Origin of the sequence: Ensifer sp. B1-9 (assembly GCF_050474445.1) — a bacterium.
Lineage (GTDB): Bacteria > Pseudomonadota > Alphaproteobacteria > Rhizobiales > Rhizobiaceae > Ensifer.
Genome location: NZ_JBCHVG010000007.1, coordinates 1 through 23,894 on the forward strand (window position 1 = coordinate 1; position 23,894 = coordinate 23,894).

A 23,894-nucleotide genomic window follows, 5' to 3' on the forward strand; every position below is an offset into this window, starting at 1 on the left:
GACTATGTTGTATCGCTCGACGGACCGCCTCTGTCGTCGTGGCGCTCCCATGAAGAACCTGGCCCATAGCGCATCCTTTGATTCGGAAGATAAGGATGCCCCATCAAAGCCTGGGATCAAACATCTAGGATAACGCCCCCGAACGCAAAATGGGTGCCATGCGGCACCCATATCTCGCCTCGCAATGCACAGAGCGAATGCGTTAGCGGCGCATGAAGGCCTCAAAGGCCGCACGCGCCTCGGCGCTCTGCAACTGCGCCGCAAAGTGCTTGGCTTCCTCGTCGATACGCGCAAGAACGTCGCTGCGGTCGCCGCGGACGAGGTCGCGGGCGATGCGAAGCGCCTCCGGCGGCTTCTTGGCCAGACGGGCGGCAAGCGCCAACGTCTCCCCTTCGACGGCATCCTGGGCGACGACCTTCCAAATCAAGCCAGCTTCCAGCGCCTCGCGGGCCGTCAGAGGCTCGCCGGCGGCAAGCAGCGCAAAGGCCCGCTGGTGGCCCATGATGCGCGGCGCGATCAGGCTGGACGCTGCTTCCGGCACCAGCGCCAGATCGACGAAGGGCGTCTTGAACACCGAACGCTCGGACGAGACCGTCAGGTCGCAATGGAGATGGATGGTCGTGCCGATGCCGATTGCCAGCCCGTCGACGCCCGAGACGACAGGCTTGGTCGCAGTCGCCAGCGCCTTCAGGAACTCGATCACCTCCATGCCCATGGAACCGCCCATGGCGAAGGCGAGGAAATCCGCCATGTCGTTGCCGGCGGAGAAACAGCCATCGGTGCCGAGGAAGACGGTGGCGCGTACGGCCGGGTCGCTTGAGGCGACCGTCAGCGCATTGGTCATCTTCGCGTACATGTCGCGGGTGATGGCGTTCTTCTTCTCCGGCCGGTTGAAGCGGATCACCTGGACGCCGGGATAGGTTTCCGGCCGTTCGATGAGGACGTGGTCGGTCATGGATATTCCTCTCAAGCCAGAACGGCGCGGGCGACGGACAGGCTGTCGGCGCCGTTGACGACACGATCCTTCAGCGCAGCGGTTTCCGCCAGAAGGTTTTCCGCCGTGAAGCGGCAGAGCGCGATGCGCTGGTCTTCCTTGCCATCGCTCACTTCAGCCAGACCACCCTTTGCGAGATAGGCACCCGTCAGCGCCAGGCCGAACAGGCGCTGATAGGCCGTGGCGCCGGCCAATGCTTCGGCGAGCCTGCCGTCGGCGACGGCGGCGATGAGCCACTCGGTCGCAGTCGACAGATCATCCAGCGACGCATCGAGACGCGCGGCCGTCTCGCCGAAACCGCTCCGGTTCGAAGCGCGCACGGCAGACGCGATTTCGCGCAGGTCGCCGATGAAGCCGCGGACATGGGCGCCGTCGGAAAGCGGCAGCTTGCGGGTGACGAGATCGATCGCCTGGATGCCGTTGGTGCCCTCGTAGATCGGCGCGATGCGGGCATCGCGCAGGTAGCGCGCGGCACCGGTTTCCTCGATGAAGCCCATGCCGCCATGGACCTGGATGCCCATCGAGGCGACGTCGACGCCGGCGTCGGTCGAAAACGACTTGGCAATCGGCGTCAGCAGGCTGGAACGCTCCTGCCAGTATTTCGCCTTCTCGCCTTCGGCCGCATGCGCCATGTCGACGGCATGGGCGCAGGCATAGGAGATCGCGCGCGAGCCTTGCGTCAGCGCCTTCATCGTCAGAAGCGTGCGGGCGACGTCGGGATGCTCGATGATCGGGCTCATGCCCTGCCCCGTCCAGCCCGGCGCCTTGCCCTGGGTGCGCTCCTTGGCGAAGGCAATCGCCTTCTGCGTCGCGGCGTCGGCAATGGCGACACCCTGCATGCCGACGGCGAGCCGGGCGTTGTTCATCATGGTGAACATGCAGGCAAGACCGCGATTTTCCTCGCCGATCAGGTAGCCGATCGCGCCCTTCTCGGCGCCGAACTTGCCATCGCCATAGATCATGGTGCAGGTCGGCGAACCATGGATGCCGAGCTTGTGCTCAAGCGAATGGCAGAAGAGATCGTTGCGGTCGCCGAGCGAACCATCGGCCCTGACCAGGAATTTCGGCACCAGGAAGAGCGAGATGCCCTTGGTGCCGGCCGGCGCATCGGGAAGCCGCGCCAGCACCAGATGGACGATATTGTCGGTGAAGTCGTGCTCGCCCCAGGTGATGAAGATCTTCTGGCCGAAGATGCGGTAGGTGCCGTCATCGCGGCGCTCGGCGCGGGTCTTCAGGACGCCGAGGTCGGAACCGGCATGCGGCTCGGTCAGGTTCATCGTGCCGGTCCATTCGCCGGAAACCATCTTCGGCAGATAGGTGGCCTTCAGCGCGTCGGAGCCATGCTTCTCCAATGCCTCGATCGCGCCCATGGTAAGCGTCGGGCCGAGCGCGAAGGCCATGGAACCGGCGTTCCACATTTCCATGGCGGCAACATGCAGCATATGCGGCAGGTTCTGGCCGCCGAATTCTTCCGGCGCCGTCAGGCCGTTCCAGCCGCCGCCGATCCAATTGTGGTAGAGGTCGCGCCAGCCGTCCGGCGTCTCCACCTTGCCTTCGACGAGGCGCGAACCCTGACGGTCGCCGATATCGCCGAGAGGTGCCACCTCCTCCGTCGCGAATCGGCCGGCTTCGGAAAGGATGGCATCGACCAGGTCTTCGCCGAGGTCGCCAAGGGCGCCCGATTGCAGCGCGTCGCTCATGCCTGCCACGTGTTTCAGCGTGAACGCAATCTCGTCGACGGGTGCCTTGTACATGATGATCCTCCCAGATGGCCAGGTCGCGCAGAGCGCATCCTCGTTGCGCCGAACACTATTGATTTTTACGTAAACGTCAACGTCAATTCCTGCCCCTGTGCGCGGACACGGCGTCATGCTCACCTGTAACAAAACTGTCATCAACCGGGCATAGAAGCCAAGGCATACAGCGCCGCGCGTCTTGGTAAGACGCGCTAAGGTCGCTGTAGCATTTTGAATGGCCGCATGTTTTCTCCCTTAAATCGGTGGCGATTTAAGGGAACATGCGGTAGGCCCCTGCCAAGGCATTCCGATGAACCTGATTTCCCCCGAAATACCCGGCATCGTATGGGCCTATCGCTTTCTGCCCGGCGAAAGCCGCTGCCGGCGTATCGCCACCGACGCTTCGATCGACAGCCTGCTTGCCGGCGAAGGATGGGTCTGGGTTCATCTGGCGCTCTCCGACGCACGCACACCTGCCTTGATCGAGCGGATCGGCAACCTTCCGCCGCTCGCGGTCGCGACGCTGACCAGCCACGACACGCAGGCCGCGATTACGGTTTCGGACGATATCGTACACGGGACGCTCGTCGACTTCGAGCGCACCTTCGACGCAGTGACCAAGACGATCGGCTGGCTGCATTTCGCCGTCAGCGACAGGATCATCATCACCACGCGTCTGCATCCGCTGCGCAGCATCGATCGCGTCAAGGCAGCGGTCGAGAAGAGCGCGAAATGCGCCCGCCCGATCGATCTCTTCGAGATGATCGTGATCGAATTCCAGCGCACTTTGATCTCGCTGGTTCTGGAACTGACCGAGGATCTGAACGTCATCGAGGATCACGTCTATGGCGAAGCGGGGCATCGACAGCAGCCGGGCCTCGCGCCGCTGCGCCGTACGGTCGTGCGGCTTCATCGCCATTTGCGCACGATCCTGGCCTTGCTGAGACGGGCTGCCGCCTCGGACGAAGACGAGGTGCCGCCCGGTTTCATCGATGCCGCCGAGCGGCTTTCAGACCGGCTCGAAACGGTTGACCGCGACGTCTTCGCCCTGCAGGAACGGGCGCGTCTGCTGCACGAGGAGATCGACAGCAAGATTTCCTCGGAAACCAACCGGCACCTTTACATCCTGTCGCTGATGACCGCTTTCCTGCTGCCGCCGACGCTCGTCACCGGCTTCTTCGGCATGAATACCGGGGCGCTGCCCTTCGCCGATGGCACCGGCACGCTCTATGCGGCGCTGTTCATCGGGCTCTCCATGGGCTTTGCCTGGTGGATCCTGAGGCGGATCGGGATTCTGTGAGCCTGCGAGGAAGGGCCGGAAGCGGAAGCCCCGGCCCGCTCACCCTTAGCTATAAGGCGAGTAGCATTGCCGGCGCGGGCCGCCATAGGGCTGGTAGGTATTGTCGTAGGCCCTGTAGGAACGGTAACGGTCATAGCACCACTGCACATGACGGTTGCCATAGCCGGCAGCAGGACGCTCGTAGCGTGGCGGCTGGGCGATCGCCCCGCCGATGATCACGCCGGCACCGAAGGCAGCCATCGGGTACCACCAACCGTCATAGTAGCGATAGCCCGGGCGATGGTAGCGATAACCGCGATAGCCGTTGTAGTAGTAATAGTTGCCGCGGCGTTCATAGCCCGGCCGGCGATACTGAACGTTCGTCGCATCGGCCTGCCGTTCGATGCGCGTCGGCGCCGGCATGAACGCCTGCGACGGGGCCGCGGACGTCATCAGGACTGCCGCGGTAATGATCGAAGAAAACCACCGGCTCTTCCCGGTCTGCAGAAAAATCTTCATCGAAACCTCCAAAACCGAATCCACGCTCCGCAGTTCACCGAGAAATTGGGCAACCGCGGCACCTTCAGCCTCTGCATGATTTCTCCCGGATCGTTGCAAAACCGGGGGACGCCCCTCAGCCGGGAAACCCAAAACCCCCGAGCAACGTGTAAGCCACCGGTTTTGTTCCATATTCAGGCGTCGCGGCCCACGCTCCCGCACAGGAGATCGCCAGCGGCAGGCCGGTAACAGCGACGGTCTCGATCCACGTGTTGATCGGTCTGCCGGCATCCACGCCCTCTTGCGACACACCAATATTATGCAAGATATTGCTCATATACAGCCGGAGGTCGGTATACATTCACGCGTCGCTCCAGCACAGTCCTGCTCGGGGGCTGAGATTTACGATGCATTAACGATACTGTCGGCAATCTCAGAGAATGGCTAAGCGGTATATCTCCACCACAGGGATGATTCTGCGCCTCGCGACCTTCCTGGGTCTGATTTTCGCGGCGGCGACCGCACGCGCCGGTGAACTGGAACCCTGGAAGACAAAGTCGAATTCCATCATCGTCGACGCCTATGAAATGAACAGCATCGACTGGGAAGTCATGCTCGCCGACAAGCGCATCTCCGGCTTCATCGCCAAGGCCTCCGACGGTTTGCCGGAGAGCTTCTCCTGCACCGGCGACCACAATGGCGACACCTTCAACCACTGCAAGACCATGTGGCGCAAATACGCCGTCAGCCGCGAGCTCTACCAGACCCGGCGCATGATCGCCCGTTCGCACGGGCTGCTATGGGGCGCCTACCATCTCGCCCGTCCCGGCAACCCCGTGGACCAGGCGAACCACTTCCTCGACTACGCCGAGCCGCGCGACGACGAACTGATGGTTCTCGATCTCGAAGGCATCGATCCCGACAAATACATGTCGCTCGAGGATGCCGCCATCTTCGCCGGCCACATCAAGACCCGGACGGGACGCTATCCGATCCTCTATACAAACCACATCACGGCCCAATACATCGCCACGCACCGCGCCAAGCACCGGCTGCTATCGCGCCTGCCGCTCTGGTATGCGCGCTACAAGCCGGATATCCGCCAGGTCTTCCCGATGGGCAACTGGGACAGCTATGCGCTGTGGCAGTTCTCCTCCGGCGTCAATTGCGGTAAGCGGCGCTGTCCCTATCGTGTGCCCGGCACCTTGGACGACATCGACGTGAACGTCGCAGCGATGTCGCCGCTGGCGCTGAAGGCGATCTGGGCGCAAGGCGCGTTGCTGCCGGAAAAACCAATGCCGATCACCCTCGTCGCGCAAGCTGCGCAAGGGACCGGAGTGCACGCGGTCGCACGGGCGGCCGCAACGCTTGGCGAGCCGCTGCTCGTCAGCCGTGCCGGCGCCACGAGCAGCGCCGGCAGCAGCGTCGACATGCTGGTGACCGGGTCGATCGATTTCGCCCGCCACGAGCGCGCCCTGCAGGTGGCAGTCGCGGCCGATGACGCCGCGCAGGGCGGATGCCCCAAGCCATCGGCCGGCAGCCCAGGGCTCGCCACCGCCCAGCCACCGCCCTGTAGCACGCCCTAGCCCCTTCAGGCTTCGATCTGGACATCTCCCAGCGGCCGCGAGCAGCAGGCGAGGATGTAGCCCTCGTCGATCTCGTCATCGAGAATGCCGCCATTGTGGCTCATCTCGACCTCGCCTGCGACCTTCATCACACGGCAGGTGCCGCAGATGCCGCCCTCGCAGGCAGCACCGATCCGCACACCGTTGGCGCGGGCCGTCTGCAGGATCGTCTGGCCGGGCTTTGCCACCACTTCCTTGCCGCTCATGGTGAAGGCAACCTTGGCCACCTGGCCCTCGCCGTCATCGCCGATACCAGCGCGCACGGCGATTTCTTCCGCAGCAGGCGCGGCCGCCGGCTGGAAGCTCTCCTCGTGATAGCGGCTCATGTCGAAGCTGGCTGCCTTCAGCATCTCGCGCACACCGCGCATGAAGGGTTCCGGCCCGCAGCAGAACACCGTACGTTCCAGGAAGTCGGGAGCGAGCAACGGCAACTTGGCACCGTCGATGCGGCCACGCAGGCCATGCCAACCGTGGCGCGCCTCATGTCCCTCGACGATGAAGCCGAGGTTCAGCCCGGACATCTGCGTTGCCAGGACCTCGAGCTCCGAGCGGAACAAAAGATCCTCCGGCCGACGGGCGCAGGAGATGAAGGTGACGTCCGTCTCCGGCACGCAATCCGCCATCCAGCGGGTCATCGACATCATCGGAGTGATGCCGGAGCCGGCCGAGATGAACAGGTACTTGTCGCCCGGATGGCGGACGAAGCTGAAATCGCCGAGCGGCCCGAAGGCCCTCAGCTTCATGCCGGGCTTGAGATGGTCGAACATCCAGCGGGTGCCGATGCTGTCGGCCTGTGCCTTCACCGTGACCGCGATCGAGAGCGGCCGCGATGGCGTCGACGACAGGGTATAGGTGCGCATGACCGGTTCGTCCGCGACCGGCAGTTCGAGCGTCACGAACTGGCCGGGCAGGTAACGAAACCAGGCTGGCTTCCCCGCGCGGAAGGTGAAGGTCATGACGTCGGCGGTCTCGACGACCGCCGACGTGCATTCGAGCATCTGCTGCCGGTCGATCCAGACATGCAGTTCGTCGAAATGGTGGAAGGAGGGTGCCATCTGCATGTCAGGCGACCTTCGACAACGGAGCCGCATCGCCCTCGAGGCGCTGCTCCATGAACTTGCAGTACCACTCGACGAACTGCATCACGCCGCCTTCATGCTCCGGCGAATAGGGGCCGGATTCATAGGCCGGCGAGCGGATGCCGAAGGCGTTTTCCTCGACGATCTGGCGATCCTGGTCGTTGGTCTCGGTCCAGACATGGGTCAGGTCATCGAGTGTATAGTCGACGCCTTCGACCGCATCCTTGTTGACCAGCCACTTCGTCGTCACTTGCGTGAGCTCCGGCCCGAGCGGCAGCACGCGGAAGGTGATGGCGTGATCGGAAAGCACATGGTTCCAGGTGGTCGGGTAATGGAACATCAGGAGCGTGCCGATCTGCTTCTGCCGGACATCGGCCGACAGCGCCCTTTTGACTGCTGGCGCACCCGACATGGTATAGCTTTCGGCATCATCGACCAGCGGCATGCGCGCGGCGCGGAACTGGCCGGTCGGCGACATCCGGAACTCGCTCGGCAGGCCCCCTGCCTCGCATTTCGCCCAATGGGCGGCAATCACCGGATCGTCCTTGGCGCCCTGCACCCCGGTCGCGGTCGGCGCTTCCGGATAGGTGCGGCAGAGTTCGGGGTGATTGGCGGCGCAATGGTAGCACTCGCGGTTGTTTTCCCAGACGAGCTTCCAGTTGCCCTTCTCGATGATGGTGCTTTCGAAGGCAACCTTGGTCTCCCCAAGCCGGTGCGGAGCGAGATAGGGGGTGACCAGTTCACGGAAGGCCGCGAAATTCGCCGGTGTCTCCGACAGGTTGATGAAGATGTAGCCGCCGACCGTCTCGCAGTGGATCGGTTTCAGGCTGTGGGCCGCCTTGTCGAAGTCCTCGCCCATCTGGCGCGCGAAGAGCAGCGAGCCATCGAGTTCGTAAGTCCATTGATGGTAGGGACAGACAAGCTTCGCCGAGGACCCCTTGTGCTGCGTGCAGACGCGGGAACCGCGGTGCCGGCAGGAATTGTGGAGCGCGCGGATCGTACCCTGCCGATCACGGGTGACGACGACGGGAAAATCGCCGACCTGGACGGTGAAATAGTTGCCGGCCCGCGGGATCTCGCAGTCATGGCCGATGAACAGCCAGTCCTTGTACCAGATGTTTTCCAGATCCTGCCGGTAATAGTCGGGATCGATGTAGAAGGCCCGATCGAGGCTGTAGCCGTCACGCCGGCCCTTCAGCTTGCGAAGCATATCGGTCTTGGTATCCATGTCCTGTCCTCATGCGCCATGTTTCGGAGAGGCAGGACAGGAACCCGCACGGGCGTGCACCCATGCGTTTCAGGCTCCGATCCGGCTGCCCGCCGCAACCCGTTACGGTTATGTCCGTCAAGGCTGGTTTCCGGGCTCAGGAGCCGTCCTTTGCGGACCAGCCCGGCGCCTTCCCGGACGGAACGGTCCAGTGGCTTTTTGCCGAGGCTTTCGCTCCACCACCGTTGCGGGGGCAGCGCCGGGATTTGACCGGCTTCCCAATTCTCCGCCTTCCTTTTGGAAGACGACACCTTGAGCAAGGATATGTAAGCGCGGAAGGCACCCTGGCAGACGCCGGATAGCGACATCCAATTCCAGAATGACGACACAGTGGAAACCATCCTTCTGAACCGGAGTCGAAAATTTTTCTATTTATAAACAGATAGATAGATCAAATATTGGGCATATGCCACTTTTCGCGGCCGATATGGCGCAGGCACGGGAAGACTTCGCCCGTTTGCGACATTTTTATGAAAGTGCCGGCGCATCTTCCGCCAACGAAAGGAAATCCTTCATTAACCATAAGGCACTAGGCTTGCCGGCGGACGAAGATGTCCGGCAGGCAGATGGCGCATGGCAAAATTCAGATATTACGACGCAGCGGCCGAGAAGCCGCCGGCCGTCGTGCCGAAGACGGCGGTTCACAGCGAGTTCCTGCGCACCGGCAGGATCAATCGCCGGCAATGGGCGCCGGGCGAACGACGGTATCTGAGTTATGAGGAAGTCGCGGACAGAACCGCCAAGAAGCTCGCGACCGCCGGCGACACGACGCACAAGCGGATCAACGGCTTTCACGCCTCGATCCAGTTCCCGAAGCTGATCTTCCACCGCACGCTCGTCGGCAAGCCGCATCTCGGCTATTGCCATGTGACAGCGGCGCGGACAGCGGTCACGCCTTCCAAGGACATCACCTGGTCGTTCTATTTCGCCAATTTCTTCAGCGACCTTGGTGACGAGACCCATTTCTTCGACCGCATCCAGAGCGGCTATTCCCGCATGTATTTTGCCGTCGCGATCGAGCCGAACGCCGAAGACGGACAGATGGTCATCAACCGCAACGTCCGCGACAACGGGCTGCTCTTTCGCACCGACGACCCCAAGGTTGCTCTCAAGAACGTGCTGATGCTGGGTGCCCGGGACGACGCGCTGCGCCGTATCATCCGCAGCCTCTGAGCCAGTAACCGTTTCCCGCAAAGAAAATCGTTCTGTTTTCCCGGCACGTCCGCTAAGGAAGCGTCGGAAAGGAAACGGCATGGCAGAGATCATCGACACGGGCATTGAACCGTACCGCGCAATCGAACGCGCCTGCGCCGTTCTTGCCGAAGGCGAGCCGGTCGCCATTCCCACCGAAACCGTCTATGGCCTTGCCGCCGACGCCACCAATCCCGATGCGATCAGCCGCATCTACGAGATGAAGGGCCGACCGCGTTTCAATCCACTGATCTCGCATGTTTCCGACATGGCCATGGCCGAGGCTCATGTGCGCTTCGACCCCGTGTCCCGACGCCTGGCGGAAGCATTCTGGCCAGGCCCCCTGACATTGATCCTGCCACAGCGGCCTGAGAGCACAGTGCATGCGCTTGCCTCGGCCGGCCTCGACACGCTTGGCATCCGCATGCCCGACGGCTTCTCGCGCCGGGTGATCGCACGGTTCGGGCGACCGCTCGCCGCGCCCAGCGCCAATACCTCCGGCAAGATCAGCCCGACCAGTGCGGCCCATGTCGACGCCGATCTCGGCGAGAAACTGAAGCTGATCCTCGATGCCGGCCCGGCCGAAATCGGCTTGGAGTCCACGATCATCAAGGTCGACGGCGACGAGATCCGGCTGCTGCGCCCGGGCGGTCTCGCTGCCGCCGAGATCGAGCGCCTGCTCGATCGTCCGGTGATCCGACCGGAAACGGCGGGCGCAACGATCGAGGCGCCGGGCATGCTGGCCTCCCATTACGCGCCGGGCGCTGCCGTGAGGCTTGATGCCACCGATGTGCGCAGCGGTGAGGCGCTGATCCGCTTCGGTGGCGATCGGATCGCCAACGAGGAACAGGCGGCCGTAATACTCGATCTCAGCCCGACCGGAAATCTTCGCGAAGCGGCAGCCAATCTCTTCGACTACATGAAGCGCGCGGACGCCAGCGGGGCTGCGACGATCGCCTTCGGGCCGATCCCTTCGGAAGGATTGGGAGAAGCGATCATCGATCGGCTGCAGCGGGCGGCGGCACCGCGCGGATGAGCTTTGCGTGCGGCATCTCCTCCGCACCGCGATCGCGGTTATGATCGCAGTCGATACGAACCGAGGATCGTGTCTTCAGATCGACCGGTCCGATAGCGCGCGCAGGCGCCATATGAAGGCAGGCCCATGACGACGACCCTTCCCTCCCCCGAACTCATCGCCTCCTTCGTCGAGATCGTCGGCAGCGCCAATGCGCTCACCGCCGAAGCGGACAAGGCCCGCTATCTCGTCGAATCCCGCGGCCTCTATCGCGGCACGACGCCGATGGTGCTTCGTCCCGGCTCGGTCGACGAGGTCTCGCGCATCATGAAACTCGCCAGCGCGACCCGCACGGCGATCGTGCCGCAGGGTGGCAATACCGGCCATGTCGCCGGCCAGATCCCACGGGAAGGCAAGGCGGACATCGTGCTTTCGCTCGAACGGCTGAACCGGATGCGCGACGTCGATCCGGTCGGTAACGTGATCGTGGCGGACGCCGGCTGCATTCTCGCCGACATCCAGAAGGCTGCGGACGATCACAATCGTCTGTTCCCGCTGTCGCTCGGATCGGAAGGCTCCGCCCGCATCGGCGGCAATCTCTCCACCAATGCCGGCGGCACGGCGGTGCTCGCCTATGGCAATATGCGCCAACTCTGCCTCGGCCTCGAAGTGGTGTTGCCGACCGGCGAAATCTGGGACGGGCTGCGCCGACTGAAGAAGGACAACACCGGCTACGACCTGCGCGACCTCTTCATCGGCGCTGAGGGCACCCTTGGCATCATCACCGGTGCCGTGCTCAAGCTCTTTCCGAAACCGCTCGGCCACCAGGTGGCTTTCGCCGGTGTCGGCAGCGTCGAGCATGCGCTCGCCCTCTTCGAGAAGGCCTCCAGTCTTTGCGGGCCGGCGCTGACGGGTTTCGAACTCATGCCGCGGCTCGGCGTCGAATTCACGACGAAACACATTCCCGGCGTTCGCGACCCGCTGGAAACCGTCCATCCCTGGTACGTGCTGATCGACATCTCCACCTCCGATTCGGCCGAAAGCGCCGAGCGGATGGTCAACGACCTCCTGGAACAGGGATTTGCAGCCGGCCTCGTCGAAAATGCCGTGATCGCTGCCAACGAGACGCAAGGCAAGGCGCTGTGGCATATGCGCGAAAGCATGTCGCCGGCGCAGAAGCCCGAGGGCGGCTCGATCAAGCACGACGTTTCGGTGCCCATCTCCAGCATTCCCGCCTTCATGAAGGAGGCGGATGCCGCTGTCATGAAGGCGATCCCCGGCGGGCGCATCTGCTCCTTCGGCCACATGGGCGACGGCAACATCCACTACAACATCTCGCAGCCGGTCGGCGCCGACAAACAAGCCTTCCTCGATCGCTGGCGCGAGATCAACGCGATCGTCCACGGCATCGTTCTCAAGTACAACGGCTCGATCTCGGCCGAGCACGGCATCGGCCAGTTGAAGCGCGACGAGCTCGCGGAGATCCGTGCACCGATCGAGATCGAATTGATGCAGCGGATCAAGCATGCCTTCGACCCGGCGGGCATCATGAACCCTGACAAGGTGTTGCGCGCGGATCGGTGATTGCGGACAGTCTTATGCTGCAGGCTTACGCACCTGGACTTCAGGCGACCCGTGTCAGCGACCACCTGCGCGTAATTGCGAGAGGGACAGGAGCGTCTCGGCGCTGACGCCGCCACCGCCGCTACCGCTGAGGATCGCCAGCCCCGGTGAAACGTCCGTGTTGTTTTCGACGTCATAAAGCGCCGTGAACCGCTGCAGGAGCTTCCCGAGCTTCGCAGGATCCTGCAGATCCTTGATGTCGATGACGCGCTCGATATACGCGGCCTGCGCCTCGATCTTGGCGTTCTGCAGCCCCTCCGGCATGCTGTAGGCCGTCTTGACAACCTGGAACAGGGCGGTCTCGGCCAGGATATCGTAGGCCGTGTTGATCTCCGGGGCCTTGCGCTTGAAATAGAGCGCCAGGCGAACACCACCGTTGTCGGCGCCTTCCGACTCCTCGAGCGACTGATTGAGATAGAGGTCGACCGTGGTGATCAGCCCGCGCCGGGTCTGGATCTGACCGGCCTCGCCCCGGACGATCTTACCGGCTGTGTCGAAGTTGAAAGAGGCGACAATCTCGCGATATCTGAGCCCGTTCGGATCGGTATTGATGAAGCTCTTGGGATCGTCGAGATCGGACGTGAACATATCCTTGAGGTATTCGGTCTTAACCGTTTCCGGATCGATGCCGGCGCCGACCAGAACGAAATCGACCAGACGCCGGTTCGCGAGAAAGGCGTCGAGCGTCTCGATCTTCTCGATCTCGGCGGTGTAGTATTTGGCTTCCTCCTGCGCCTTATCCTTGGCGACCTTCTTCTCTTCATCCGTGCCGAAGCGGGACTTGGCGATCACATAGGCCTTGGCCGTGTTCATGATGTCGGCTTCGCTCTGCGCCAGCTTCGGTGCGCCGAGCGTGCCGTCCGGATTGAAGTTGAATGCCTTTACCAGCTTGACGTAGCGCTCATCGCGCAGCGTGTTGGCATAGCTCTTGGGATCGTTCAGGTCGCTGGTCAGAATACGCTTCAGCGTTCGCGTGCTCAGATCCTCGTTTTCGAGGCCGAAGGCACGCAGCATGAATTTCTTCATGTCATTGTTGGCGAGCAGTTCGTCGACCGATTTCATCGTGCCGATCTGCAGCTTGAAGCGCTTGACCAGAGCTTCGTCCTCGGCATCGCTCTTGTCGTTGTAGCGCACCATGTACTCGTCGGACGTCGTCTTCATCTGGTCCGCATCCTGCGCGGTCTTGCCGGCTTGCAGCGTACCGTCGGTCTGGAAGTTGAAGGCGGCGAGCATCTTCTTGTAGGCGGCGTTGTATTCGCCGCCATATTTGTTCACGTAGCTCTCCGGGTCGTTGATGTCGCTGGTGAGGATGTTCTCGACCGTAGAGGGCATCGTCGTCGCGGATGGCAAGCCGAAGGCCGTGACGATGTAGTTGAAAAGACGGCTATCACCGACCAGGTCCGAGACCGTGGTGATGCTGCCGATCTTCTGTTCATAGTATTCCTTGTTGAGCAACGCCCCGGCGCCGGTCAGTCGTGCGGCGCCCGACGGCGTGACGCCAGGCCGCTGGAAGACATAGGCTTCGTTGAGCAGCGCCTTCTTTTCGTCGCTGATTGCCTTCTCACCGGCGGGCACGCTGCCGTCGGCATCGAAGTTAAACGTCGAGGCGAGCTGGATATAGATATCGAGACTGCGGACCTGCCTGTCGAGCGTCGTCAGTTCCAGCGAGAGCTGCGCCTTAAGCGCGGGCGCCTGGTCGCGCGGTGGCAGCCTGGCGTCGAGATCGGCCACGATCGCGTTCTGCTCGTCGATCTTGGCCTGGATGGCCGGCTTCTCGGCATCGGGCGCAGCAGCCAGCTGCTCCGTCAGGCTGGCGATCTGCGAAAGCGCGGTATCGCGCGCCCCGAGGTCCGTCAGCTGCTTCGTCGCCTCCGTCATCCTGGTCTTGGCGGCCGTCTGGTTGGCCGTAAGCGTCGCGGGATCGCTGGTCAGCGCATTGCGAACGTCCGTGTAGGAGAATGTCTTCGGGTCCAGTCCGAACACCGTGAAGGCAAAGCTGCGCAGCTTTTCGTTACCCAGGAACTGGTCGACATCGGTGACCAGATCCATGGCCGCGCCAAAATAGGCCATCTCCTGCCGCATGACTGTATCGAGATTGGCGATACGGTCGTTGTAGAGACCGATCAGCGCATCCTGCTGTGCGTTGGTTTGGGCCACCGCGGTTGCCGAACTGAAGTTGAAGGCCTGCGCAAAATTGCGGTAGCGTTCATCCGTGAGACGATTGGCGAAACTGTTGTCGTCCTTGAGGTCGCTTTCCAGAACCTTGCGCATGAAGGCCTTGGCATAGGTCATGTCCTCCAGGCCATGCGCCTTCATCGCGTAGGAATAGAGCCGGTAGTCGTCGAGGAACTCGTCGACGGTTTTCACGCTGCCGATGTTTTCCCGGTAATACTCGGCTTCGCGCGCGATCTGCGGCTGCTGGGCAACACGGTTGAGGCTGCTGCGCAAATCACGCGTGATGCGACTATAGTCGAGATAGGTCGATACCATGCCTGGCCCCGTCGGTTACCCATGGGGTGGGCGAGCCATCCCCGAAACAGAATTCTGACGCGTCATGATTGCAGCACTGGCTTGTGTGTGGCTTTTCGCCGACGGCCGGCGGCCCGCGTGCGCCCGATCGGGACAAGGCGGTCCGACCCGTTGACGAAACGGAAACCCTGAGCGGTCGGCTTTTGCTAACCATCGAAAAACGCAAAGTTTTCTTAACCGCGATTCTTAAGTCGTTCGGAAAGGGGGGCGCCTATTCTCCAGCCCATAGAGGACGAAAAGTCCCGAAGAGAAGACCGGAAACCGGCTCTCAAGGAAAAACAAGGGCGATTGAAATGCGCAATACACTCTCTCAACCCGCATGGGTCGAAAACACGCTCCGTCTTGATCCGAAGCGCTTTCCACAGCAGGCAAGCTACGCTTTGCGCGGTCATACGGGTAATGTCACGATCAGCCTGGACGAGCGTGGCGCAGTTCTGCGCAAGGTGCTACCATCGAGCGGCCTGCCGCTTTCGATCGCACTGCCGGCGCGGGCATTCAAAGGGGTCGCGGCTCGCGCGATCGATCACGGCGACGGAGACGTTACAGTGACGCTGGAACTTCATCACGACGACCCGGACCTCTGCGTTCCGCTGCTCGTCGCACACGACCTGTCCGACATCGCGGCCGACTGGCGCGCCTGGGCGGAGGCCTATCGCATTCCGATGCTGATGGTCGAAGCGGACGGCGTTGCAAGGCCGCTCGAAGAACATCTCGGCGACGTGCGCACCGCACCGGTCAAGCCGCGACGCCGCCACTCCTTCTTCGCCGAGCGCCGGCCACGTTTCCTCGTGCGTCGTTCCACCGGCAAGCTTGGCGTTCACATGAAGATCGACGGGCGCGAGATCATCGCCCGCAGTTGATCCGCAGCAGTACTTCCAGCGCGACAGCCGGCCGTTCCCTGCGGTCGGCTGTTGTCGTTTTCCGAGCCGCCGGTTTTGAAATGCGGTTCCGGACGGCAAGCATTCACAGTTTTCCTGGGACTGCTCGAGATGTTCCCACGGAAACAGCTCCGTCGCCTTTTTCGTGCCATATCGGCTTCATAGCCAAGATCACGAAAGAAGGAGAAACCCGATGCGCAAGCATATCGCCGCCGCCGTTGCCGTCATCCTGTCCAGCTTCCGTGCGCGCCACGAGGCGAAGGAGCGCAAGGCCGCCCGCGAGATCAGCTGGGCCTGACGCTTTTTACGGCCCGCCACTACAGCGCCGCGCGCGCAAAGGTGGCTGTAGCGAACCGAATGCATGAAGAGGATCCTCCGCCGCGACGGAGGATTTTTCATATCAGGCGAACAAGGAACGCCAGCACCAGACCGGCAAAGATAATCAGGCCGACGACCCCATTGAACTTGAACAGCGCCAGACACTGCGCCGGATCGTGGATGTTCAGCACCAGGATCTGGTAGGTCAGCATCGCCGCGGCAATCAGAAGGCCGATGTAGACGACAGCGCCGGCACCGGCAGCCACGAAGGACATGAGCAACAGCAGCGTCGCGATGCCGTAGAGGCCGATCAGCCACGGCCGCGGATTTTCGCCGAACCGCCGTGCCGTCGAGCGTACGCCGATCAGCTCGTCGTCCTCCCTGTCCTGGTAGGCGTAGATCGTGTCATAGCCGATCGTCCAGGCAATCGCCGCACCGTAGAGCAACACGGCTGCCAGCGAGAGCTTGCCGAATTCGGCCGTCCACCCCATCAGCGCGCCCCAGGAAAATGCCAGGCCCAGGAAGAATTGCGGCCAATCGGTAAACCGCTTGGCGAAGGGATAGATCGCCACGATCGCCAACGACAGGATGCCGAGCACGATCGAGAACGTGTTGAACTGCAGCAGCACGACGAGGCCGACGAACGCCTGCAGCACCATGAACACCTTCGCCTGGAGACGCGAAACGCGCCCCGACGGCAGCGGCCGCGAACGGGTGCGCGCAACCTCCATATCGATGTCGTGGTCGACGATGTCGTTGTAGGTGCAACCGGCGCCGCGCATGGCGATCGCGCCGGCAGTGAACAGGAAGCAATGGTACAGGAAGCGGCCGAACGAGAACGCCTCGGTGCCCGCCACCGCGCCCGTAGCCAGCGCCACCGACCAGAGGCAGGGCAACAACAACAATTGCCAGCCGATCGGGCGGTCCCAACGGGCGAGCTGCGCATAGGGCCAGATCGCGCGCGGCAGCACGCGATAGACCCAATTGTTGGACGGCGCATCATGGACGCGGCCGGAATCGGCGGAAAAGGTGTTCATGCTTCTGTTTGACGCCGCGCGTCCGGCCGGTCAAGCGGCGAGATCGTCGCGGCGCCGGACCAGCGTAGTGTCACGGAAGGCTGAAGTCGAAGCGGTAGGTTGCCGACAGGCCGACCAGGACCTGGTTGCGGCTGCCGCGCTCGCGAACGAGGCTGGAATCGGCGGCAGGGCCGAGCAAACGCCGGTACTCGGCATAGGCACTCGTTTCGAGCTTCTCCGTTGCCTGCCAGGTGATCGCGGCGCCGACGCCAGCGGATCCGACGCCACCATGCGGATAATACGTGGCGAGGCCGGATGCGGCAGACTCGCGGTCGTTCACGCCATAATAGGCGCCGTAATAGTCGCTGGTCGCAGCGGTCAGGCGCGGACCGCCGGAGATGCGGACATTGCTGCTGACATCGGTGAAGGCGTCGGCCGCGACGTCGGCGACGACGCCATGGTGGCTGCGAATGCCCTGGCGGACTTCGGCGCGCACCCGCAGCCATTCGGTCGGATAGACCTCCGCAAAGCCACCGACTTCACCGCCGAACTTGATCGGATCGAGACCCTTCAGATCGCTGGAGGTGCCCGCATCGCGCTCGAAGATCAACTTGCCGACGAGGCCGGCACGGAAACTTCCCTGGTCAACCAGCGCATAGGACATGTTGTCGTTGCGCGAGGAGAAACGGACGGTGCTGCCGGCCTTGCCGAGCGAGATCAGCGGTGCGGCCTGGAACATGCGCTTCGAGGCACCTTCGTATTTCGGGCCAAGGAACCCGGTGGCTCCGACCTTCAGATACCAGTCACCGGACCAGAAATACTGGCCGTCACCGGCAGAGGCGGCGTTCGCCGACAGCAAAAGGGTTCCAGAAAGGAAGACAAGAGAACGGATACGCAAGAAACAACTCCGGAAGAATCATTCGCCGGGGCGAAGTTTTGATCGTGCCGACAGGTCGAGGGAGGAAAGGTGGACTGGGACGGCACAGGGCGACTTATTGCGGCTTGTTCCTACGATTCCGTTAACCAGGTCAATTCAACCTTCCTTTGCCATACCCGGCTTGCCAACGCCGATCACTGCCCAAGATAGGTCTTGAGATAAACACTCGGCGGGCTGCCGAGCATGCGGCGAAACATGGTGGTGAAGGCGGCGACGTTCTCGTAGCCGGCATCGAGCGCCACATTGGTGATCGGCTCGCCATCGGCCAGCAGCGGCAAGGAGGCGAAGATACAGGCCTGTTGGCGCCAGGTGACGAAGCTGACGCCTGTCTCGTTGCGAAAATACCGCGTGAACGATCGTCGGCTGAGACCCGTCCGATCCGCCCACTGGTCGATGCTCGCTGCCGCAGACGGCGCCTGCAGGAACTGTCGGCACAGCGCTGCAAGTTTCTCGTCGCGCGGGAACGGCAGGCCGAGCGGGCGTTCCTGCAGCCGGCCGATTTCTTCCAGAAGCAGATCCGTGACCAGTTGCTCGCGCCGCTCCGACATCGTCTCGTTCTCGACGCCGACGAGCGCATCGACGAGGCTGCCGGCGAGAGGGTTGATTTCCATGACCATGGGCCGCTCGGCGCGAAGCAGGTCCGGCGCGAAGTAGATCGAATGCATGCGCACGTCGCTGATCATCTCGGCCGAGTGCTCCATGCCGGCCGGGATCAGCAGGGCATGGCCGGGCGGAACCATCCAGCGTCCGCGTTCGGTGCGCATCAGCACGACGCCGCCGCGTGCCCACCAGAGTTGCGTGCGCGTATGGCTGTGGAAAGGGACGAGAAGGCCGGCACTGTAGTCTCGCCCCAGTGCCAGCACCGGGGCGTTTCCGGCCTCGATCCAATCGAGGTTGCGGAAGTGATCCTCATCGGGAAGCTGCGGCAAGGGAAATCGGCGGATCGGCATCTGGCCCACTCACGAAAGAACTCGACCAGATCACAAAAGCAGGCCAATCGCAACCTCAGTACAGATAAGCACGCCGCATACAACCTTCGAGACGGCAAGGAATCACCCATGTCTACCGTGACCTCAACTTCCGGGATCACCCCAGAAAAGACGGCCTTCTCCGTCATCCTGGCTGTCAGCTTCTGCCATATGCTGAACGACATCATGCAGTCGCTGCTGACCGCGCTCTACCCGCTGCTCAAGGCGAACTACGCCCTCGATTTCGTGCAGATCGGCCTCCTGACCTTCACCTTCCAGCTCACGGCGTCGATGCTGCAGCCGGCCGTCGGTATCATCACCGACCGCTGGACGCTGCCCTATTCCCTGCCGGTTGCGATGCTCTCGACCTGCAGCGGCCTGATCCTGCTTGCCAATGCCCGCGACTTCTGGGTCCTCCTCGTGGCGGCAAGCCTGATCGGCATCGGTTCGGCAATCTTCCATCCGGAGTCCTCCCGTATCGCCCGTCTTGCCTCCGGCGGTCGCCACGGCCTGGCACAATCACTGTTTCAGGTGGGCGGAAACGCCGGCAGCGCCATGGGGCCGCTGCTTGCCGCCTTCATCGTCATTCCCTTCGGCCAGGGAAGCCTCAGCTGGTTCTCGATCGTCGCGATCATCGGCTTCTTCGTGCTCTCCTGGGTCAGCACCTGGCATGTCCGCCATCGCCGCACGACGATGAGCCGGCCGGCGCCGAGCCGCACCCTTCCCCTGCCGAAGGGACGGGTGATGTGGGCGGTCGCCGTGCTGGTGCTGCTGACGGCCACGAAGAACGTCTACATGGCCAGCATCTCCAGCTATTTCACCTTCTTCGTCATCGAGAAGTTCGGTGTCGGCGTTCAAGAGGCACAGCTCATGCTGTTCCTGTTCCTCGGCGCGGCCGCGGCCGGAACCTTCCTCGGCGGCCCGATCGGCGACCGTTACGGCGCCCGCTTCGTCATCTGGTTCTCGATCCTCGGCGTCATCCCCTTCGCCCTGCTGCTGCCCTATGCGAATCTCTTCTGGACCGGGGTCCTGTCGATCGTCATCGGCCTGATCTTCTCCTCGGCCTTCTCGGCGATCGTCGTCTTCGCCCAGGAACTCGTCCCGGGTCGGGTCGGGCTGATCGCCGGCGTCTTCTTCGGTTTCGCCTTCGGCTTCGGCGGCATGGGCGCGGCCGTACTCGGCATCTTCGCCGACCGGCAGGGCATCGAGTTCGTCTACACCATCTGCTCCTATCTTCCGCTGCTTGGTATCCTCACGATCCTGCTGCCGAAGATCCCGGCGAGATAGTGTTTCGCGCAGAGGTTGTCCTTGCAAATTCACCGGGCGCCGCCATGCGGCGCCCGGTTTTCGTTTGAGCGGCAAGCAGCACCCGACACCCCGCCCTCGCCGCAGCCCCACGTAATCATTCATCAATTTTTGCGCGGTACGGTCGTCTGACGGGCTTGGGCAGAGGTGTGCAATGCAGGGGCGAACGGTGATTCCGGCCTTTCTGGCGACGTTGCTTTTTGCAACGGCGGCACCGGCCGAGACCCTGAACCTGCTGATCTGGGAATCCTATATCGACCAGAAGATCCTCGACCGCTGGACGGCGATCACAGGCGTCGCGGTGCATCAGGTCTACTATGACAGCGGCGACACGCGCGACGAGGTGCTGGCCGACCCGAACAGCCGCGTCGACCTCGTGGTCACCGGCGAAAACAGCGCAGCACTTTTCGGCCGCAAGGGGGTGCTCGAAAAGCTCGACGAGACCAATGTCGCCTCTCTGCGGGACTACGACGAAAGCTGGCGCAAGCGCTGCTCGGGGCGCGGCGTGCCCTACCTATGGGGCACCATGGGCATCCTCTACCGATCGGACGTCGTTACGGTGGCGCCGACCTCCTGGCAGGATCTCATGCGCCCAGCCCCGGCGCTCGCCAAGCATGTCGCCATGTACGACGACCACAACGAGGCCTTCGTCGCGCCGCTGATGCTGCTCGGCCAATCGATCAACACCAACGACAGCGCGACGCTGAAAGCGGCCTTCGGGCTGATGAAGGAACAGGCGCCTTCGGTGCTCACCTACGAATACGTCATCAGCTCGATCCAGAACCCGACGGTCGGCAAGGACATCTATATGGCGCTGGGCTACAGCGGCGACCAGCACGTGCTCAACGACAAAGCCGGCACGCCCGGTGTCTGGCGCTACGCCGTTCCCAAGGAGGGCACGCTTTCCTGGCTCGATTGCATGTCGGTCGTCGCCAACTCGCCGAACAAGGATCGCGCGCTCGCACTCCTCGACTATCTCGGTTCGCCCGGAAGTGCCGCCGCGAACGCGCTGGCGCTCAACATGCCGACGGCAAGCCGGGCCGCCTATGCGCTCCTGCCGGAAGAAGTGCGCGCCGACCCCGCCATCTACCCCTCGCCCGACATCCTGGCCAGGAGCCAGTATCAACAGGAACTGTCCACAGAGTCGGTGCAATTGCGCCGGCGCATCATCAGCACATTGGCGAACTTCCAGTGAATCTCGGCAAACGCGCGCTCATCCTGATCTTTCCCGTGGTTCTCGCTGGCTACCTGCTGGCGGCGGTCTCGGTCCACGTCACGCAGAGCCGCTCGATCCGTGCGCTCGAGCACGCCAAACTGTCGCAACGACTGGAACATGCGGCCGCAGTTTTTCAAAACGAGATCGGCCGCAGCAAGGCCTTCCTCAATGCGCTCTTGAATGGCAACTCGCTGCGCCAGTATGTTTCGGAAACGGACGAGAACTACCGCGCCAATGCGCTCGGCGTCAGGCTGCAGGAGAGCCTCAAGTCGCTTCTGGACGACCCGACAAACTATGTCTCGCTGGCGCTACTGACCTCCGACCTGAAAACGGACTATTATTTCGAGAACAGCTGGGATCCCTTCGCCCAGATCGACGATGCCCAGCTCAACCTCGCCCGCCGTCTCATCCGCGAAGACAAGCTCGCCGACTGGACCTATCTCTACGAGGCCGGGCAAAGACCGCGCATCGTCTATTCTTTCTTCCTCGATCCGGTTGCCTTCACCCGGCCTCTGCCCAGCAAGAAATCGAGCGCGCTGCTCGTCCAGGTCGCGATCCGGCCGGACCGTTTCCTCGACATGCAGCGGGCGCTGAAGAAGGAATACGGTTCCGACATGGTGCTCCAGCCCTGGCCGCTGGCGACCACCGATGACCTTTCGGCAAGCGTCCATCTCGGGCCATCGCTCTACGCGACGCTGACCGTTTCCAGCAAGCATTTCGATGCACTGATGGCCCGGCAGAGGTTTCTGCTGGCGCTCGGCGCCGTCGCCATGAGCCTGTTCTCGATCTGGCTGATCATCGTGCTGATCCGCCGCTTCATCACCGATCCGATCGCCACGCTCGACGCCAATGTGATGGCGGTGATGGTGGGCGCGCGCGACGAGATCCGCGACATGGAGGAGAAAGGCGAGATCGGGCGGCTGACGGAGAATATCCGCGAACTCCATCGGCAGTCGGTGCAATCGTTGAAGCTGGTGCAGCGCAGTTCCTGGACCGACACCCTGACCGGCATCAGCAATCGCGGTCATTTCAATGCGCTTGCCGCCGGTGCCTTGCGCGAGGCGATCGCGGCCGGCGAAAAGTGCAGCCTGCTGTTCATCGACATCGACAACTTCAAGTTCGTCAACGACAAGCATGGACACGAGATCGGCGACGAGCTTCTGAAGACGCTGGCCGTCCGGATCGGCGAAAGGGTCGATGCGATCACCGAGCGGCGCGGCCAGAAGCCCGCTATTCTCGCCCGTCTCTCCGGCGACGAATTCGCCGTATTCGTGCGGTCGCGGCCCGGCGATGGCACGGTCCGGGAAATTTCGGCGGCCATTCTGGGGCTGTTCGAGGACGGCTTCGAAGTCTCCGAAAAGCGCTATCCGGTGACCGCGAGCATCGGCGCGGCGATCTGCCCCGACGACGCAACCAACCTTGCCGAGTTGATCTCGAACGCCGATGCCGCGATGTACCAAGCCAAAACCAGTGGCAAGAACCGCTCGGCCCGCTTCTCCCGCGCCCTTCACGACAAGCGCACGCGGCTGCGCCAGATTCAGGACGAACTGCGTTCGCTGGATCCGGACGAACAGTTTCACCTCGTCTATATGCCGATGGTCGACACCGATGGTCGCGTCATCGGCTGCGAAGCGCTCTTGCGCTGGTACTCGCCCGTTCTCGGCAACGTTACTCCGGATGAATTCGTGCCGATCGCCGAAAGCTCGGGTCTTTTCACCAAGATCGACTGGTGGGTGATCAACAAGGCGATGTCGGATTGCGGCCAGCTCAAGGCCCTCTTCGGCCCGGAAACGGTCCTGGCGATCAACATCTCCTCGGCCGAACTGCATTCGAAGGCGATTGCCGACCATTTCTCCGACTGCCTGGAGACGCATGGGCTGGAGGCGCGTTCGATCGAAATCGAGCTCACCGAAACCTTCGCCGTCAAGTTCAGCGATCAGCTTCGCCGCAACATCGACGCCCTGCGCCAGAGGGGCTTCCGCCTTTCGATCGACGATTTCGGTGCCGGCTACACCTCCGTGCAGCAGATCATCGAATACACGGCCGACACGATCAAGCTCGACCGGGCGCTGGTCTCGAACCTCACCGCCTCGCAATCTCTGCCGGTGCTCAAGGCACTGATCGCGCTCTGCCACGCCAAGGACGTCGCCGTCGTCGGCGAAGGCATCGACACGCCGGAAAAGCTCTCCATGCTGACGGCTGCCGGCTGCGACCTGTTCCAGGGCTATCTCATCAGCAAGCCGCTGCCGATCGAGGACCTGGCGATCTGGGCGCTGACACGTACCGCCCGCTACGCACAGGGCGATGGACAGGACAACCTGCAAAGTCGGCAGGCCATCGCCTGAACGGCGATGATTGCGGGAATCGCTGGCCGGACTCCCGTTTTCCCTTGACCTTGCCGCCCTGCCGTCCTAACCGCA

The 23,894-nt window shown here is 62.7% G+C and carries 19 protein-coding genes and 1 riboswitch; of the genes, 9 read left to right on the forward strand and 10 right to left on the reverse strand.

Translation table 11 applies throughout. The features are described 5' to 3' along the window. Nucleotides 1-202: 202 nt before the first annotated feature. Together ACQ5BM_RS13965 and ACQ5BM_RS13970 are read right to left on the reverse strand one after the other, a co-directional pair. Nucleotides 203-955 carry a crotonase/enoyl-CoA hydratase family protein gene (locus tag ACQ5BM_RS13965; protein WP_429812055.1) on the reverse strand — a complete coding sequence of 251 codons (753 nt, stop codon included), beginning with the start codon at nucleotides 953-955 and terminating at the stop codon, nucleotides 203-205. Between the two features lie 11 nt (nucleotides 956-966). Then, the gene (locus ACQ5BM_RS13970; protein WP_429812058.1) at nucleotides 967-2,748 is read right to left on the reverse strand and encodes an acyl-CoA dehydrogenase; all 1,782 of its coding nucleotides are present in this window, start codon (nucleotides 2,746-2,748) and stop codon (nucleotides 967-969) included. A gap of 292 nt (nucleotides 2,749-3,040) precedes the next feature. Between ACQ5BM_RS13970 and ACQ5BM_RS13975 the strand changes: the two genes are divergently transcribed. Next, nucleotides 3,041-4,030: a transporter gene (locus ACQ5BM_RS13975; protein ID WP_429812061.1), complete on the forward strand. Its 990-nt coding sequence runs from the start codon at nucleotides 3,041-3,043 to the stop codon at nucleotides 4,028-4,030. A 45-nt stretch (nucleotides 4,031-4,075) separates the two neighbouring features. Here the strand turns inward: ACQ5BM_RS13975 and ACQ5BM_RS13980 are convergent, their stop codons facing one another. Further along, nucleotides 4,076-4,528 (reverse strand): BA14K family protein, encoded by a 453-nt coding sequence (locus ACQ5BM_RS13980; protein WP_429812064.1) that lies wholly within the window; start codon nucleotides 4,526-4,528, stop codon nucleotides 4,076-4,078. Between the two features lie 115 nt (nucleotides 4,529-4,643). Further along, nucleotides 4,644-4,868, reverse strand: a complete 225-nt coding sequence (locus tag ACQ5BM_RS13985) for a hypothetical protein (protein WP_429812067.1) — start codon at nucleotides 4,866-4,868, stop codon at nucleotides 4,644-4,646. Nucleotides 4,869-4,947: 79 nt separating this feature from the next. On the opposite strand from ACQ5BM_RS13985, the gene ACQ5BM_RS13990 reads away from it, so the two are divergent. Further along, nucleotides 4,948-6,093, forward strand: a complete 1,146-nt coding sequence (locus ACQ5BM_RS13990) for a glycoside hydrolase family 25 protein (RefSeq protein WP_429812070.1) — start codon at nucleotides 4,948-4,950, stop codon at nucleotides 6,091-6,093. Between the two features lie 5 nt (nucleotides 6,094-6,098). Here ACQ5BM_RS13990 and ACQ5BM_RS13995 read toward each other — a convergent pair whose 3' ends face one another. Together ACQ5BM_RS13995 and ACQ5BM_RS14000 are read right to left on the reverse strand one after the other, a co-directional pair. Next, nucleotides 6,099-7,193, reverse strand: coding sequence for a 2Fe-2S iron-sulfur cluster-binding protein (locus ACQ5BM_RS13995; RefSeq protein WP_429812073.1), 1,095 nt, complete (start codon nucleotides 7,191-7,193; stop codon nucleotides 6,099-6,101). Nucleotide 7,194: 1 nt separating this feature from the next. Continuing rightward, nucleotides 7,195-8,439: an aromatic ring-hydroxylating oxygenase subunit alpha gene (locus ACQ5BM_RS14000; RefSeq protein WP_429812076.1), complete on the reverse strand. Its 1,245-nt coding sequence runs from the start codon at nucleotides 8,437-8,439 to the stop codon at nucleotides 7,195-7,197. A 104-nt stretch (nucleotides 8,440-8,543) separates the two neighbouring features. Beyond that, nucleotides 8,544-8,748, reverse strand: a riboswitch (cobalamin riboswitch). A 303-nt stretch (nucleotides 8,749-9,051) separates the two neighbouring features. Between ACQ5BM_RS14000 and ACQ5BM_RS14005 the strand changes: the two genes are divergently transcribed. The 3 genes from ACQ5BM_RS14005 to ACQ5BM_RS14015 all read left to right on the forward strand — a co-directional run bounded on the left by ACQ5BM_RS14005 (nucleotide 9,052) and on the right by ACQ5BM_RS14015 (nucleotide 12,268). After that, nucleotides 9,052-9,651 carry a DUF6656 family protein gene (locus ACQ5BM_RS14005; RefSeq protein ID WP_429812079.1) on the forward strand — a complete coding sequence of 200 codons (600 nt, stop codon included), beginning with the start codon at nucleotides 9,052-9,054 and terminating at the stop codon, nucleotides 9,649-9,651. Between the two features lie 79 nt (nucleotides 9,652-9,730). Continuing rightward, complete coding sequence (locus tag ACQ5BM_RS14010) at nucleotides 9,731-10,705, forward strand: L-threonylcarbamoyladenylate synthase (RefSeq protein WP_429812082.1); 975 nt, start codon at nucleotides 9,731-9,733, stop codon at nucleotides 10,703-10,705. Between the two features lie 126 nt (nucleotides 10,706-10,831). Next, nucleotides 10,832-12,268, forward strand: coding sequence for an FAD-binding oxidoreductase (locus tag ACQ5BM_RS14015; RefSeq protein ID WP_429812085.1), 1,437 nt, complete (start codon nucleotides 10,832-10,834; stop codon nucleotides 12,266-12,268). A gap of 54 nt (nucleotides 12,269-12,322) precedes the next feature. Here the strand turns inward: ACQ5BM_RS14015 and ACQ5BM_RS14020 are convergent, their stop codons facing one another. Further along, complete coding sequence (locus ACQ5BM_RS14020; protein ID WP_429812088.1) at nucleotides 12,323-14,797, reverse strand: DUF1217 domain-containing protein; 2,475 nt, start codon at nucleotides 14,795-14,797, stop codon at nucleotides 12,323-12,325. A 332-nt stretch (nucleotides 14,798-15,129) separates the two neighbouring features. Between ACQ5BM_RS14020 and ACQ5BM_RS14025 the strand changes: the two genes are divergently transcribed. Further along, nucleotides 15,130-15,696 (forward strand): DUF6101 family protein, encoded by a 567-nt coding sequence (locus ACQ5BM_RS14025; protein WP_429812091.1) that lies wholly within the window; start codon nucleotides 15,130-15,132, stop codon nucleotides 15,694-15,696. 413 nt (nucleotides 15,697-16,109) lie between these two features. On the opposite strand, the gene ubiA is transcribed toward ACQ5BM_RS14025, so the two are convergent. The 3 genes from ubiA to ACQ5BM_RS14040 form a co-directional block, all read right to left on the reverse strand. Then, the gene (ubiA, locus tag ACQ5BM_RS14030) at nucleotides 16,110-17,069 is read right to left on the reverse strand and encodes a 4-hydroxybenzoate octaprenyltransferase (protein ID WP_429812094.1); all 960 of its coding nucleotides are present in this window, start codon (nucleotides 17,067-17,069) and stop codon (nucleotides 16,110-16,112) included. 70 nt (nucleotides 17,070-17,139) lie between these two features. Further along, entirely contained in the window at nucleotides 17,140-17,946 is an 807-nt protein-coding gene (locus ACQ5BM_RS14035) for a MipA/OmpV family protein (protein ID WP_429812096.1), read from the reverse strand. A 173-nt stretch (nucleotides 17,947-18,119) separates the two neighbouring features. Further along, nucleotides 18,120-18,935, reverse strand: a complete 816-nt coding sequence (locus ACQ5BM_RS14040; protein WP_429812098.1) for an AraC family transcriptional regulator — start codon at nucleotides 18,933-18,935, stop codon at nucleotides 18,120-18,122. Nucleotides 18,936-19,043: 108 nt separating this feature from the next. On the opposite strand from ACQ5BM_RS14040, the gene ACQ5BM_RS14045 reads away from it, so the two are divergent. The 3 genes from ACQ5BM_RS14045 (at nucleotide 19,044) to ACQ5BM_RS14055 (ending at nucleotide 23,819) form a co-directional block, all read left to right on the forward strand. Next, nucleotides 19,044-20,240, forward strand: coding sequence for an MFS transporter (locus ACQ5BM_RS14045; RefSeq protein WP_429812101.1), 1,197 nt, complete (start codon nucleotides 19,044-19,046; stop codon nucleotides 20,238-20,240). Nucleotides 20,241-20,412: 172 nt separating this feature from the next. Next, a complete protein-coding gene (locus ACQ5BM_RS14050) occupies nucleotides 20,413-21,453 on the forward strand; it encodes a polyamine ABC transporter substrate-binding protein (RefSeq protein WP_429812104.1) in 1,041 nt (346 codons plus the stop codon). Further along, nucleotides 21,450-23,819: a putative bifunctional diguanylate cyclase/phosphodiesterase gene (locus ACQ5BM_RS14055; RefSeq protein WP_429812107.1), complete on the forward strand. Its 2,370-nt coding sequence runs from the start codon at nucleotides 21,450-21,452 to the stop codon at nucleotides 23,817-23,819. Before ACQ5BM_RS14050 ends, ACQ5BM_RS14055 begins: the two co-directional genes overlap by 4 nt. Nucleotides 23,820-23,894: the final 75 nt, after the last annotated feature.

Excerpts from the sequence above, each read along its gene's own strand:
- ACQ5BM_RS14015 (WP_429812085.1), top strand. The coding sequence starts at position 10,832 with ATGACGACGACCCTTCCCTCCCCCGAACTCATCGCCTCCTTCGTCGAG.
- ACQ5BM_RS13995 (WP_429812073.1), bottom strand. The coding sequence starts at position 7,193 with ATGCAGATGGCACCCTCCTTCCACCATTTCGACGAACTGCATGTCTGG.
- ubiA (WP_429812094.1), bottom strand. The coding sequence starts at position 17,069 with ATGAACACCTTTTCCGCCGATTCCGGCCGCGTCCATGATGCGCCGTCC.
- ACQ5BM_RS14010 (WP_429812082.1), top strand. The coding sequence starts at position 9,731 with ATGGCAGAGATCATCGACACGGGCATTGAACCGTACCGCGCAATCGAA.
- ACQ5BM_RS14000 (WP_429812076.1), bottom strand. The coding sequence starts at position 8,439 with ATGGATACCAAGACCGATATGCTTCGCAAGCTGAAGGGCCGGCGTGAC.
- ACQ5BM_RS13985 (WP_429812067.1), bottom strand. The coding sequence starts at position 4,868 with ATGTATACCGACCTCCGGCTGTATATGAGCAATATCTTGCATAATATT.
- ACQ5BM_RS14005 (WP_429812079.1), top strand. The coding sequence starts at position 9,052 with ATGGCAAAATTCAGATATTACGACGCAGCGGCCGAGAAGCCGCCGGCC.
- ACQ5BM_RS14045 (WP_429812101.1), top strand. The coding sequence starts at position 19,044 with ATGTCTACCGTGACCTCAACTTCCGGGATCACCCCAGAAAAGACGGCC.
- ACQ5BM_RS14040 (WP_429812098.1), bottom strand. The coding sequence starts at position 18,935 with ATGCCGATCCGCCGATTTCCCTTGCCGCAGCTTCCCGATGAGGATCAC.
- ACQ5BM_RS13990 (WP_429812070.1), top strand. The coding sequence starts at position 4,948 with ATGGCTAAGCGGTATATCTCCACCACAGGGATGATTCTGCGCCTCGCG.
- ACQ5BM_RS13965 (WP_429812055.1), bottom strand. The coding sequence starts at position 955 with ATGACCGACCACGTCCTCATCGAACGGCCGGAAACCTATCCCGGCGTC.
- ACQ5BM_RS13980 (WP_429812064.1), bottom strand. The coding sequence starts at position 4,528 with ATGAAGATTTTTCTGCAGACCGGGAAGAGCCGGTGGTTTTCTTCGATC.
- ACQ5BM_RS13975 (WP_429812061.1), top strand. The coding sequence starts at position 3,041 with ATGAACCTGATTTCCCCCGAAATACCCGGCATCGTATGGGCCTATCGC.
- ACQ5BM_RS13970 (WP_429812058.1), bottom strand. The coding sequence starts at position 2,748 with ATGTACAAGGCACCCGTCGACGAGATTGCGTTCACGCTGAAACACGTG.
- ACQ5BM_RS14020 (WP_429812088.1), bottom strand. The coding sequence starts at position 14,797 with ATGGTATCGACCTATCTCGACTATAGTCGCATCACGCGTGATTTGCGC.
- ACQ5BM_RS14050 (WP_429812104.1), top strand. The coding sequence starts at position 20,413 with ATGCAGGGGCGAACGGTGATTCCGGCCTTTCTGGCGACGTTGCTTTTT.
- ACQ5BM_RS14025 (WP_429812091.1), top strand. The coding sequence starts at position 15,130 with ATGCGCAATACACTCTCTCAACCCGCATGGGTCGAAAACACGCTCCGT.